The organism is Pedobacter sp. MR2016-19 (assembly GCF_014947265.1).
In the GTDB taxonomy this organism is placed as follows: domain Bacteria; phylum Bacteroidota; class Bacteroidia; order Sphingobacteriales; family Sphingobacteriaceae; genus Pedobacter.
In genome coordinates this window covers 63439-77657 of the sequence record NZ_JADCNK010000017.1, presented here as the reverse complement: position 1 = coordinate 77657, position 14219 = coordinate 63439, and the positions used below count along the sequence as shown (strand labels likewise).

Genomic DNA, 14219 nt, shown 5'->3' with positions numbered 1-14219 from the left:
CACAACAGATGGCATCGTTTTACTTATCGAAATTCACTGACTCTAATTCCGGAATTAATTTAGCCATTCAGTAGAAACCGTATAGCCGTTGTGGTAAAGATATTATACAAATTTACTATCTATTATTATAGTCTTTTTTTTCCTATACTGGGCATCAACCTTATTCCCTAATATCTTATCAAAATTCACAACTGCCTCACAATGCTCATAAAAGTTAGACATATTGAAGCTTGACTCTACAACATTCACCGAGAGTCATGTCAATTTAGTGAAATAACAATTTCACTTCAATGGATTTTCGACACTATTTTAATTCAAATACAGATATGTAAGTGAGTAATCGCTATAGCTTTATCCTGCTTAGACCGGTTATTGCCTGCTAATTTAGTTCGAAAAATGTCCAGTAACCTACCTTTAAATTTTGAAATGATTCGCAACTTTCGCCAATTCCTGCAAGTCAGCCAAGAAAAAGTTCGAAATTTGTCCAGTAATGGCTACTGATCAAAAGCTCATCGAAAGATGGGCTTTTTTTGTTTAAAGCTATTTCATTTTATCTAAGCCGAGTCGGAGACTCTTTTTTATTGGCTCATCCGTAGAACTCTTGCGGAACACTACGGATAGTGGGGTTCCTTTTTTATACCCTTAGAGCTTTTTATATTCAAACCAATAGTTTGCTTTTGGCTCATCAATTAATAAATATGTATTTTTAGTAAAAATGTAGGCCTTGTAAAACTTAAAAACTGAATTGAACAAACAAAAATCCATTTTATCATTCTGGAAAGATATCGAAATCTTCTCCCTTCCTGATCTATCCTCTAGTGCCAAATTGGTGGACCTGAACAAGGCATTGCCCTGGGAATTACCTTTTGTGCCCAAACAGAATAGTATGTGGAGGCATATTGTTTTTTTGGGCAAGCATAGTAAAGAAAAGATAATCGATCTTATAGGGAAAGCCCTGGACGATACCCCTGAAAAACCGGACTGGCTGGAGAGACCGACCGGTAATACCTGTATGGCTGTCCTGATCTTAAATGAACAAGGGAGATTGTCTGGCGACAGCCCCTATTTACAGGCCTCCTATTTATATGGCATCAAATGCTTGCAGGACGGCAGAAAATTATCAGAGATTACCAAGCTATTGGACGAGGCACAAGAAAAGTTTAGGGAACGATATCCCTACAACCAGGATGCAGAGGACCTAAACAGTGCCTTGGCACCTACAATCACATCCGCACATTTAAAAAAAGAGGTCGCTGTTCTAAACAATCTCAACGTTGCCGGCATAGTCTGCGATAGCCATATTTATGTGCAGTCCATACAAGTCTCGAAACAGTCCAAGGGTGACACCGCATTTTTGAACAGTTTCTATCTCGAAGACCTCAATCAACTCGTCAACAACTCCAGCTCTTTTGGAAAAGGGCTGGATGACTATTTGCGCATCAATACCCATCAGCCTGACCGTACAGATTTACTACTGAATTCAGACGCCTTTTTCAAAACCATAGATCCGTCAAAGATACCAGCTGGACGTTGGCCCTCCAATCCCGGCCATGGTCTTTATTCAGCGCAAACAGGTGCTGTCAATACCAGTTTAGAATTACTTAAGGACAACGGTCTAATAGGCATCAATGGCCCTCCTGGTACTGGAAAAACGACACTTTTATCAGACATCGTAGCCGAGGTGATAGTGATTCGTGCACAGAAACTGATTAAAAAGGATATTTCCTCCCTATTTGCCCGAGGCCAGAAAATAGAGAGGGAAAACAACTTCGCCTATCATTTCCCTACCAATAGTGATGTCTTTGAAGATGTGGGTATAGTCGTGGCTAGCAATAATAATGCTGCCGTAGAAAATATATCGAAAGAACTGCCTGATGAGCGAAAAATAGACAGGGGCACGTTCCCAAATGCCAGATATTTCGCTGATTTCTCCCAAAATTTAATTGAGGCCGACAGTTGGGGACTACTAGCCGCAGCTTTGGGGAACTCGGAAAACAGGGCGTTTTTTAAGAATAATTTCTGGTACAGGAACGATAGCGAACCTGGATTTGCTGCTTTCCTACAATCCCTATATAACAATCCGGAAAAAGAGGACCGTACGTTCGAACATCTTAAACACTACGAAAAAACAAAATCTGAACTTGAGGCATTACTAAAAGAATTTTATGAATTCAGACAAGTAGCTTCCGAATTCTATCAATTGGTTCCCGGATATTTAAATGACCAAAAGAATAAAATAAGGACAATACACATTATTGACCAGCTTGCTGCCCTTCTTGAGGAGATCCAGAATAGCAGAAAGCAGGTAGTTAAAGATTTGGCAGGCCTTAAAAATCGGCTTGCTGAAATTCAATATGGTATTCAGGTGCACCAATCTACAAAACCGGGATTTTTCTTTTTCCAGAAACTGTTTAATACGAAAACATTTAAAAAATGGAACGGACCATACCTGCTGCTATTAAATGAACACACAGAACTTACTACCAAAAGCATAGCGGTTCAAAAAGAGAAAGATAACCTAGACAGGAAAATTACTGATAAGGAGAAAGAAATAAAACAATTACTGGCCCAATTAGAAGAGATTAATCAGCGGATGGGCATTTACAATAAGAAAAAAGAAAGACTCCACAGCGATTATGGTATAGCCTATAAAGATATTCCCGATGAAAATTTGTTGAACGCGTTTGAAACAGATAAGAACACCTTTCACAAATGTAATCCCTGGTCATCCGTTAGTATAAATAAACTGCGGAGCGAGATATTTCTTAAGAGCCTGTTATTGCATGAACATGTCATTTTGAGAAATGCCAAGCAGTTTAAAAACAATATTGGTCTGTTAATGGAACTAATGGATGGCAAAGTGGAGGTTTCCAAACATATCGCTTTAAGTTTATGGCAGTCCTTCTTCTTTTGCATTCCTGTTGTTTCAACCTCGTTAGCTTCTGTCAGCCGTCTATTCGGTAGTCTGGGAAAAGAAAGTATCGGTTGGTTGTTACTCGATGAAGCGGGACAGGCCACACCGCAATCTGCAGCAGGAATTATTTACCGAGCCCAAAGGAGCATTATTATCGGCGACCCCTTACAGATCGAACCGGTCGTTACTACGCCTGTTAAATTGATCAACATATTGAATCAACAACATAAGACAGATGCAGTTTGGTCACCATTACGAAGCTCAGCACAAATTTTGGCTGATAGAATAACTGCCGGGGGTACCTGGATGAAGCAGGACATTGATGATGAAGATATATGGACGGGGTTTCCATTACGTACCCACCGCCGGTGCAACAACCCCATGTTTGCCATCTCCAATGAGATTGCCTACGGTAATCAAATGGTGAAGGCCATGGCGGATATCCCCTTCGAATGTGTGCTGGGAGCATCTGCCTGGTTCGATATTAACGGTACGCATATCCAAAACAAACAAGTTATTGAAGAGGAGATCTCCTTATTAAAAGAAAAAATTCAGTTACTTGGAAAAGCACATCAAGAGATATTTGTTATCTCTCCTTTTAAATCGGTTGCAGACCGATGTAAACAGGAATTTCATACTATAGACTCAAAAATACAATGCGGAACCATCCATACCTTTCAAGGTAAGGAAGCAGACATTGTCTTTCTGATACTCGGCAGTGATCCCGACAAACCTGGATCTAGACAATGGGCATCATCTAAGCCCAACATGCTCAATGTTGCATTAACGCGTGCCAAAAGACGTTTTTACGTGATAGGTAGCAGGAAATCATGGTCAGGCTATAGTTTCTTTTCAGTATTGGCAGAAAGATTATAATCATAGATTGTTTGCAAATCACCATAAAAGTTCGACATTTCGCCTATTCCCTCTACTGATTAAAAGCTCATCGAAAGATGGGCTTTTTTGGTTAAAGGTATTTCATTTTATCTAAGCCGAGTCGGCGACTCTTTTTTATTGGCTAATCCGTAGAACTCCTGCGGACCAACTATCTCTAATCTAGATTTTAACGCCACAAACTGATTAACAACTCAAGATTGTAGAATTTTAATTATCTTTATGTCTACAATGAGTAAAAGAACAATATCCCATCTATCTTTAATATTTTCTATTACCTTGATATTTTGCCAATGTACTGTTTTAGATCGATCCTCTGGACGTATATCACCAAAGGAAAATATTCAGAAAGAAGAAATATATGTCATCAAAAATGTCAACATTATTCCGATGACAATGGAAAGTAAGATCATTAGTAATGCTACGGTGATCATTAAAAATAAGAAGATCTTTTCCATTAACCAGCCAATTCCAGGTAAGGCTAAGGTCATTAACGGAAAAGGTAAATGGCTAATTCCGGGACTAATTGATATGCATGTCCACAATTTGGCCGACATCAATCTTAGCTCAAGTTATCCAACAAAAGGAGCCACAATTTTTACGGACACACAGGATTTTATGTTATTATATGTCGTAAACGGTGTTACGACAGCTTTTGAGTTAAATGCAAGGGTTGAGCATTTTGGACAGAGAAATGAAATCTTAAAAGGAAACCTGTACGGCCCCCGCATGGCGCTGGCAATGCTGATAGATGGAGGAGAGGGTTCTGGTAATAAGGCCAATACAGCCTCTGACGGTCGACAGACAGTACGTATGGCCAAAGCCCAGGGCTACGAATTTGTAAAAGTATACTCTCACCTGAACGTAGAAACGTATAAAGCGATCGTTGATGAAGCCAGCAAGCAGGGAATGAAGGTTGTTGGTCATATTCCGGATGTGTTTAAGGGCCATATAGATGACGCCTTTGTGCCTAATTTCGCTATGGTTGCTCATGCGGAAGAATATGCTAAACAAAGCGAGGATTTCACTGATCAGGACGCACAATATTATGCGAAGATCACTAAGGCAAATGGAACCTGGTTTACACCGACTTTAACTACGATGGAGTGGATTCTCAGCCAGTCGCGTTCGCTTGAAGGTGTTCGTAATCTTTCCAGTCTTAAATATGTGCATCCGCTCATACAAAGCAGATGGTTATATTCAAATTCTTACAACCAGGAAAGTACGGCTGGACGCATTCGCTATTTTGAGAAAATGGTTGGGTTTAACATGCGTTTAGTTAAAGCATTTAAGGAAGCTGGAGTACCTATTGTCGCAGGCACAGATGCCGGGAATCCTGGAGTCGTTTGGGGATTCTCGCTTCACGACGAAATTGAACTCCTCGTGAAAGCCGGTCTTAGTCCGGAAGAAGCATTGGTATCGGCCACACGATTACCTGCAATCTGGCTGGGAATTGAAGACAAGATCGGAACTGTGGAAGTTGGAAAATATGCCGATCTTGTATTACTGGATGCTAATCCACTAAAGGATATACGAAACACAAGAAAAATAGCTGGTGTATTCCTGAATGGCAAATGGATAGATAAAAAGATAATGGATAGTATGCTTAGTGCTGTGGCAGAACGAAATACCGCCAATAAAAATAGATATGACTGGAAAAAAAGAATGGATTTTGAATGAGAAATCGGCGAAGCCACTGATTCCATAGTCAACTGCGTCTTCTCAACATTCAGTTTCCAACAATTTATAAGACTTAATTACAGTTCACGCTGAAATAACAAAGTACAAATGCTATAAGTTCTTTAAAATAGATGCATTAAAAAAAAACGAACCTTATTTTAATGTTTAAGATAATTAGCAACCTTCACCAATGCTTGCAAATCAGGTAAGAAAAAATTCGAAATTTGTCCAGTAACGGCTACTGATTAAAAGCTCATCGAAAGATGGACTTTTTTTGGTTAAAGCTATTTCATTTTATCTAAGCCGAGCCGGAAACTTTTTTTATTGGCTAATCCGCAGAACTCCTGCGGAACGCTACGGATAGTGGGTTTTATCGCTCCAACAAGAGGCTGAAGTTGGCAAAGCTGCAACCTCCATCTAATAATTCTACTTATCTTGAAATTGATAGGATACCATTAAAAAACTAACCCTTTTTTCTTTCCATAATCCCCTCTTCTTCCGATACTGCTCTTTAACCCAATGTTTTGTCAGTATACGATAAAATTTATGATCGGGTGGACTGGGGCTGCGTCATACAATTTTAAAATTGGAGATGTATCAGTCATTATATACCTATATGATATATTAATATACTAACTTAGCATATTAATATACCATTATATGCCAGAACAAAACCTAGCAGATTACGAAATCGACCCGGTACATTTTAGTACGCCATTGAAGGCGAATGCCTTTGAGATGGACGATGAGACCAAAATTTCGATGATTTCGGACCATTTTACCAGCATACTGAATATCCTTGGACTCGACCTGAACGATGATAGCCTGAAGAATACTCCGGACAGGATTGCCAAAATGTACGTTAAAGAAATATTCAGCGGACTTAATCCGGCCAATAAACCTGTTGCAACCCTTTTTGAAAACCGTTACGGGTATAGTGAAATGCTGGTTGAGAAAAACATTGCTGTCTTCAGTAACTGTGAGCATCACTTTGTTCCTATTACGGGCAAGGCGCATGTGGCATACATCAGCAAAGGAAAAGTAATTGGCCTGTCCAAACTCAACCGGATCGTACAGTACTATTCCAAAAGACCACAGGTACAGGAAAGGCTGACCATCCAGATTGCCCGGGAGATTAAGCGCGTAATGGGAACAGATGATGTAGCCGTGATGATCGATGCCAGCCACCACTGTGTCTCCTCACGCGGGATCCAGGATGCCGGCAGCTCAACGGTAACCAGCTCTTTCAGCGGAAAATTCAGGGATGCGGAAACAAGAAACGAATTTTTAAAATATATAGGCCAATGAGGTTTCAAGGTAAAAATATACTGGTAATCGGAGGAAGTTCGGGCATAGGCCTCGATCTGGTGCAGTTGCTGAGCAAAGAGGGCGCAAATGTTTACGCCGCATCCAGAAGCAGCTCAGATAACTGGCCTGCATCGGTCCGCTATCAGCCACTTAATGTGATGGAAAATATGGATGTACTAGCTTCTTTTTTGCCGGAGGAACTTCACGGACTTGTATACAGTGTCGGAAGCATCAACCTCAAACCTTTTTCAAGGATTAGCGAAAATGATCTGATAGATGATTTCAGACTGAATGTGGTGGGTGCAGCACGCACTATGCAGCTTGCATTAAAGTCCCTGAAAAATGTTCATTCGGCATCGGCCGTTTTCATCAGCTCAGTTGCTGCCAGATCAGGTATGGGTTATCATTCCAGTATTGCAACCTCCAAAGCTGCGCTGGAGGGGCTTGCTGTATCGCTGGCTGCAGAACTGAGCGTAAACAGGATCAGGGTAAATGTAGTTTCGCCATCGCTGACCAATACCCCGCTATCCACAAAATTCCTCAATACTCCTGATAAAATGGAGGCCTCTGCAAAAAGACACCCATTGGGAAAATACGGGGAACCGGGCGACATCAGCGCCGCCATTGCATTCCTGCTTTCTGAAGACAGCAGCTGGATAACAGGACAGGTGATCGCGATTGATGGCGGCATGGGCAGTTTGAGGACAAACATCTAACAGGCAGGCATTTAATGGTAAGGAGACTGGACAGCTATTTTCAGGGGCAGCGTATTGCAAAGCTCCAATATGCAAAGCCCGGTATTTCTCTTAACCTGTTATCATAAAAAGCAGTTATGAAAATAGAAAAACTGAATGTGATCATCATAGGCGCCGGAATAGCGGGGCTATCTGCAGCCAGGTTACTAAAACAGGCAGGTAAAAAGATCCTCGTCATTGAGGCATCGGAGCAAGTTGGTGGCAGGGCGGGGAGCGATCATAAAGGCGGCTTCATCCTCGACCGGGGATTTCAGGTCCTGCTTACCGCCTATCCGGAAGCCAAAAAGCTCCTGGATTACAAGAAACTTGACCTGAAGGCCTTTCTTCCCGGGGCAGAAATTCTTGATGAACGGAGAAGCCATAAAATAGGCGATCCCTTAAGGGAACCATTGATGCTGATCAAAACCCTTTTTTCCCCTATCGGAAGCTTTGGAGATAAGCTACGCCTGCTAAAGCTCAAACTCAGGCTACATTCCAGTACCGTGGAAGAAATATTCAGCAGAAAAGAAACCAGCACATACTCGTATCTAACCTCGCTGAACTTCAGTGAGCAGTTTATCACAAAATTCTTCAGGCCTTTCTTTTCCGGTATATTTCTGGAAACCGAACTTGAAACATCCAGCAGGATGTTTGAATTCGTCTTTAAAATGCTTAGTGAAGGAGCTGCTGCTGTTCCTGCCCTGGGGATGGGCGAAATCAGCAAACAGCTGGCAGGGTGCCTGGATAGGGATGAACTTTTGCTTGGCGAGAAAATCACAGAGATAAAAAACGGCCAGGCTTTTGGCCGCTCCGGGAAAATTTATGAGGCCGATAATATCATTATCGCAACCGAACCACAAAACCTTTCCCAATCGGCCGTGGATATAGACAGGCATTTGAAAAAAGATGCATTAACGATGTATTTTTCAAGCAGGGAAAGGACAGCGCACTCTAAACGCATTGCGCTGAATGCCATCAGCGGGCAGTTGATCAACAATATTGCCTTTATGGAACATATCGCACCCTCATACGCGCCCAAAGGTCAGTCGCTGATTTCAGTTTCTGTCAGAACAGCCGGTACCGGCACAAAAATTGGTCTTGAAGAAATGATAAGGAAAGAGCTTATGCAATGGTACCCAGGTTCGGCACAATGGGAATTGCTGGCCACCTATTCTATCCCCCACGCCCTTCCCGATAACAGGACTGCAAAGAACGAAATGGATGCGGATACAATGCGCATAAGCAGGAATTGCTACCTATGCGGCGATTACCTGCTGAACGGTTCGATAAACGGCGCAATGAAAAGTGCCCGTACTGTTGTAGAGGAAATACTTAAAACGGATAGCTGACAACGCTGTTCAAAAACATAAAAAATAGCATCATGATGTACAACCTTTTAAGTGAACTTATCTCGCTTGTCAAAACTTATGAAAGCAGCAATGATAACCCGGTAGCGGAACTGGCTCCGTTCCTCAGCTGGCTCAATGGCCGCCATGCGAACAGGGAAACAAGCACCACTAACCCTCAATGGGAAGGCAAAGCCAGGGGACGTTCGGCAGACAGCGTGATCAACACCTCGCTGGTTCATCTGTATCGTTATGCCAGGTTGCATGCAAAAACAGCTATTGCTGAATCTGCCTTTTCCACGCCCGATGAATTTATCTACCTGATCTGCCTTGCCTCAGGAGGAAGTATGAGTAAAACTGCACTGATCAGACAGAATGTTCATGAAAAAGCTACAGGTACGCTGATTGTCAACAGGCTGCTAAAAAAAGGTTTGGCAGAGCAGCAGACCACCGATAACGATAAAAGAAGCAGGATTATCAATATTACCGCTAAAGGGACGCAGGAATTGAACAATAGTATAGAAAACATCAAAATGGCTTCAGCAAATGTTACCGAGCCGCTTTCCACCCCGGAAAAAATGGAACTGATTACTTTACTGCTCAAGCTCGAAGATTTCCATAGTGAAAGGAAATTATTGGAACAAACTCCAACTAACTTCAGGACAAGATTAGGTTAGCGTGAAAATATTTCTTTTGAGATTGAGGACTAAAAGCGCTACTTCATTAATCAAACATACGGGGTGGAGGGTAACAGTAAAATGAACATTCAACCAGCCATATAAAATAAGGACACAGCATATTTCAGTCAACTGACCGCCAAATCTGTCAGCTTCACCATAATTGGAAAAGTTTCATATATTTTTTTCATAAGTTTAAGCGATGGATAAAAATGAGCGCCGGATTTCCTGGTATAGTTCGCTGTTAATTGCCTTATTGGTAAATACACCGAAGCTGCTGGCTTTACGCGAAAAGGGAATTGTAGCTCAATACTGGCATTTTAATCCTTTGGAACTACTCTATCAGTTTTTATTCAATCTGGTCTTTTGTGGATTGATATTCCATTTAAACCTGAATCACTTTTCAAAGCTGAGCGTTTATCGTGAAAAAAATAAAATTAGTCTGTACGTTATTTCAAATGTATCAATATTCATTTTAGCTGTTTTTTTGGGAGGTGTACTCCAAAACAAATTATTTTTTATGCCGCAATTGCCTAAGGCTTACCTAGCAGGCAACTTCGTACGGTTATTCTTGAGCAGTATCTTAATGGCTGTTCTGATTAAAATTGTTCTGCTTGTCCGTTCCTCTAAAAATAAAGAAGTAGAAAACGAGCAGCTCAAAATGGCCTACATGCAAACAGAACTGGAGCTTTTGAAAGAGCAGATGAACCCACATTTTTTATTCAATTCATTAAGCAGCCTCTCAGGTGTTATCAGGGAAAACCCGGCCCTGGCACAAAAATATGTCCGCGATTTATCTACCGTTTTTCGCTATGCTTTAAATCGTTCCAAAAATAATCTTGTAACGCTTAGCGATGAATTAACAATGCTAAAGGCATTCGCCCGGCTCGTAACCATGCGTCTGGAAAATGCCTTTAAAATGGAAATTAATATTCCCGAAGAAGTGTTGAATTATAAATTGCCCCATTTAACTTTACAGCCTTTATTAGAAAATGCCGTAAAACACAATGCTGCAACCCTAACAAAGCCCTTAAATGTAAAGCTGTATATGGATGATGACTTGCTGGTGCTGGGTAATAACCTCAATGAAATTCCTACGCCCGAAAGCAGCAACGGCATAGGACTTGCAAACCTGAATGAACGTTTTAAGATTATGGTGAAAAAGGAAATCGAAATAAGTAAAAGCCAACACGGATTTCTGGTAAAAATCCCTTTAAAAGCATGAAAACCATCCGTACTGTTGTTGTAGAAGATGAGGCCGTTACTGCCAGGAACCTAATCCATTTACTGGGAGAAATAGCGCATGACATTGATATTGTTTCAACATTAAGTTCAGTTGAAGAAGCAACCACCTGGCTTGCCGGCAATGAAAACATGTACGACTTAATCTTTATGGATATCAGGCTTGCCGATGGATTATCTTTTGATATTTTCAAACGAATCAACATCGATAAACCTGTAATTTTTGTAACCGCATATAACGATTACGCCATCACGGCTTTCAAAAACAATGGTATCGATTACATCCTAAAACCTTTTGACGGGGAAGAAATTTCGAATGCTGTTAACAAATACAAAAGATGGACTTGCAGTGCTACGCCACAGGTTTTGCCTGTGTTTGCAGATTTAGCTGCACAAATTGGCAACCTTTCAAAATCTTACAAAAAGGCCTTCCTTATTCACTACCGTGATAAATTGATACCGGTAGAAACGGCTAAAATTTCGTGGTTTTATACCGCTAATGAAATCGTTTACGCCAGAACAGACGACGACAGGCAATTTGTGATGGATTTCACCATGGAACAGCTGGAACAGCAGCTTGAGCCGGATACTTTTTTCCGGGCCAACCGCCAGTTTCTGATCAACCGCCAGGCTATAACCGAAGTCGAATTTTATTTCAACGGAAGATTGTTGGTTAAAGTAAAACCAATTGCAGAAGTGCAGATCCTGATCAGCAAAGCCCGTGTGCCCGAGTTTAAAAAATGGATGAACGCTTAAATCGTTTCACCCCTTTCTTTTTCAGCTTCACCTGTTTTTTAACCACATCATAATTCACTTTTATTCAACTTTATCCTGTCTTAACAAGGCAGTGTTTAGTTTAGATAGAAATGAAAAATCACATCGGTCCATATCGCATTTACATCCTGTTATTCCTTTTTGTGTTCATTCTTGCCGAAATTATCTGGAGCTGGAAGAAAGAAAAAGGCGCTTATGATGTTAAGGAAACTTTTTCCAACATCGCTATTTTTGCAGGCTTTCAGTTTTCAAAATTCATATTTGCAGGGTATCAATTAACCATTCTGGGTTTCTTTGCAAACCTGACTCCAATTAAACTGCCGCATAATGCCTGCGTTTTCGGTTTAACATTTATCGCCGCAGATTTTATTTATTACTGGTTTCATCGCCTTTCACACCTCTGGAAACCGCTTTGGGCATTTCATTTGGTCCATCATTCGGCCATGCACATGAATTTAACGGCAGCTTATCGCCTTAACTGGTTTTCGGCAATTGTGAGTCCATTGTTTTTTATACCGGCTGCATTATTTGGTTTGCCTACCGATTTTATTGTGATTTCTTATGTGCTTAACCTTATTTACCAATTTTTTCTACACACTGAAGCCGTTGGAAAATTAGGCCTGATTGAGCTTGTAATGGATACACCATCATCGCACAGGGTTCACCATGGAAGCAACCCGATTTACATCGACAAAAACTTTGGCGGTGTTTTGATTATCTGGGATAAATTATTTGGCACTTATCAACCCGAAACAGAAAAAGTACGGTATGGCCTGACGACCGGTTTTTTAAGTTATAATCCCTTCCGCCTGATGGCACAGGGCTTTATCAACTGGTTTAAGCCAGAAAGTTCAACCCAAGGTAATCACACTTTAACTCCACATCTTTCAGTTTTATCTGAAAAGCAGAAACATGCATTAAATTAATCCATCTGTTAATAAAAAACACATTATGAAAAAGTTCATTTTAATGATCAGTATTGCATTTTCAAGTGTCTTACTTACAAACGCTCAAAGCAGAATAGTGGTAAGAACTCCTGCCAAAAGAATCATAGTACATACCCGCTGGGTGAATACTAAGCCTGTAGCAAGAATTGTTGTAGTAAAACCCGCACCAATTGTGGTGGTAAAACCTGCTTTAAGGAGGCGGGTAATTTTAGTTCATCACTAATCTTAAGCAATTTTCATATTTTTAAATCAGTAGAAATCAAATCATGAGAACCCCTAAAATCACAAGTTTCTATGTTGCTTTATTGGTCTTATCAGTTTCCGGTTTAACCTCCGCGTTTGCTCAAAATAAAGCAAATGATTTAAAGCATAAAACACCCGAAGAGCGGGCTAAATTTCAAACGGAAATGATGAGGACTAAGCTCAACCTAAATACCGAACAGCAAAGTAAAATTGAAGTAATAAACTTAAACTATGCTAAAAAGTTCGAGCCAATTATAAAAAGCAGCAATAGTAAAATAACACGCTTTAAACAAGCAATGTCTTTACAGAAGGCGAAGGATGAGGAACTGAAAAAGATATTCACTGCAGGCCAATATCAGCAATACGAAAAGTTTCAGGAGGCGTTAAAAAGCACACTAAAAGATAAAATGTAATATGAAAAATTTACTCAGACTTTGCTTTTTACTATTGGTTTTATCAGGCTGCGCTAAAGGAGGCGATTCGCCGTCAACAGAACCTATAGATGATGATTTAGACGGGCCAATTTCCCGACCTGCATCTGGATATGGAGCTGATGGCAGTTATAAGGTTGCAGAAATTAATTTTGTAAACCCAACCTATTCCGGAACCAATGTAACCATCTTTTACCCTGCAGGAATTACCGCTCCAAAAGGAACTATTTTCTATTCACACCCTTATGGCGGCGAAGACAAAAATTATGCAAAAGGTCTTTTCGACTTCATTGCAAAAAAAGGTTTTGTGGTGGTTTTTGTTCCTTATCCAACAACCGGAGTTAGTATAGATGCTAGATATAATACACTTTGGGCGGGATTTTTAAAAGCAGCAACAGATTATCCAAATCTTATCGACAAGACCCGCATCGGCTTTATGGGGCATTCTTTTGGTGGAGGCGCTTCGATTGCACTTGCCTATAAAGCTTTCACCGATTTTGGCTGGGGACAAAATGCCCGTTTTCTCTTCACCATGGCACCCTGGTACAGCTATCAGATTACCAATGAACAACTCCAAAATTTTCCGGCTAACACTAAAATGATTGCCCAGGTTTATGATGAAGATACCATTAACGACCATCGTTTAGCGATAGATATCTTTAAAAACATCAGCATTTCCGCTGCAGAAAAAGATTTTATCTACATGAAAGCAGCCACAATTGCTGGCTATACTTACCACACAGACCACACCATGCCCAATACGCGAACCGCTTTCGATGCTTTAGACTATTATGGCATTTATCGCCTGCTCGATGCCATGATGGACTATAGTTTTAATGGAAATACTGCTGCAAAAAATGTGGCGCTAGGCAATGGTTCGGCAGAACAAATAAACATGCCGAGTTATAAAAATGAATCCCTGCCACCGCTTGAAGTAAGCGATAATCCTGTGCCGAAATATGCGCAAAGCCGTTACGAATTCCAGTGTGGTAGTATTATTAATCCAAGAATTGGAAATTGTAATTAAAC

Annotated in this window: 12 protein-coding genes; all 12 read left to right on the top strand. The window is 40.7% G+C overall.

Annotation, left to right across the window (positions count from 1 at the left end):
* Positions 1-745: 745 nt before the first annotated feature.
* The 12 genes from IM793_RS18830 to IM793_RS18775 all read left to right on the top strand — a co-directional run bounded on the left by IM793_RS18830 (position 746) and on the right by IM793_RS18775 (position 14217).
* Entirely contained in the window at positions 746-3790 is a 3045-nt protein-coding gene (locus IM793_RS18830) for an ATP-binding protein (protein ID WP_193424046.1), read from the top strand.
* A gap of 414 nt (positions 3791-4204) precedes the next feature.
* Positions 4205-5488, top strand: coding sequence for an amidohydrolase family protein (locus IM793_RS18825; protein WP_227256318.1), 1284 nt, complete (start codon positions 4205-4207; stop codon positions 5486-5488).
* 660 nt (positions 5489-6148) lie between these two features.
* Positions 6149-6796 (top strand): GTP cyclohydrolase I FolE, encoded by a 648-nt coding sequence (folE, locus tag IM793_RS18820; RefSeq protein ID WP_193424042.1) that lies wholly within the window; start codon positions 6149-6151, stop codon positions 6794-6796.
* Complete coding sequence (locus IM793_RS18815) at positions 6793-7512, top strand: SDR family NAD(P)-dependent oxidoreductase (RefSeq protein ID WP_193424041.1); 720 nt, start codon at positions 6793-6795, stop codon at positions 7510-7512. Before folE ends, IM793_RS18815 begins: the two co-directional genes overlap by 4 nt.
* 116 nt (positions 7513-7628) lie before the next feature.
* Positions 7629-8879, top strand: a complete 1251-nt coding sequence (locus IM793_RS18810) for an FAD-dependent oxidoreductase (RefSeq protein ID WP_193424038.1) — start codon at positions 7629-7631, stop codon at positions 8877-8879.
* Between the two features lie 32 nt (positions 8880-8911).
* Positions 8912-9553: a MarR family winged helix-turn-helix transcriptional regulator gene (locus IM793_RS18805; protein ID WP_193424037.1), complete on the top strand. Its 642-nt coding sequence runs from the start codon at positions 8912-8914 to the stop codon at positions 9551-9553.
* 202 nt (positions 9554-9755) lie between these two features.
* A complete protein-coding gene (locus IM793_RS18800) occupies positions 9756-10778 on the top strand; it encodes a sensor histidine kinase (protein WP_193424035.1) in 1023 nt (340 codons plus the stop codon).
* Positions 10775-11551 carry a LytTR family DNA-binding domain-containing protein gene (locus IM793_RS18795; protein ID WP_193424033.1) on the top strand — a complete coding sequence of 259 codons (777 nt, stop codon included), beginning with the start codon at positions 10775-10777 and terminating at the stop codon, positions 11549-11551. The genes IM793_RS18800 and IM793_RS18795 overlap by 4 nt, the downstream gene beginning before the upstream one ends.
* A gap of 110 nt (positions 11552-11661) precedes the next feature.
* Entirely contained in the window at positions 11662-12495 is an 834-nt protein-coding gene (locus IM793_RS18790; protein ID WP_193424031.1) for a sterol desaturase family protein, read from the top strand.
* A 25-nt stretch (positions 12496-12520) separates the two neighbouring features.
* The gene (locus tag IM793_RS18785) at positions 12521-12739 is read left to right on the top strand and encodes a hypothetical protein (RefSeq protein WP_193424029.1); all 219 of its coding nucleotides are present in this window, start codon (positions 12521-12523) and stop codon (positions 12737-12739) included.
* 43 nt (positions 12740-12782) lie between these two features.
* Entirely contained in the window at positions 12783-13172 is a 390-nt protein-coding gene (locus tag IM793_RS18780) for a hypothetical protein (protein ID WP_193424027.1), read from the top strand.
* A gap of 1 nt (position 13173) precedes the next feature.
* A complete protein-coding gene (locus tag IM793_RS18775; protein WP_193424025.1) occupies positions 13174-14217 on the top strand; it encodes an alpha/beta hydrolase in 1044 nt (347 codons plus the stop codon).
* Positions 14218-14219 lie beyond the last annotated feature (2 nt).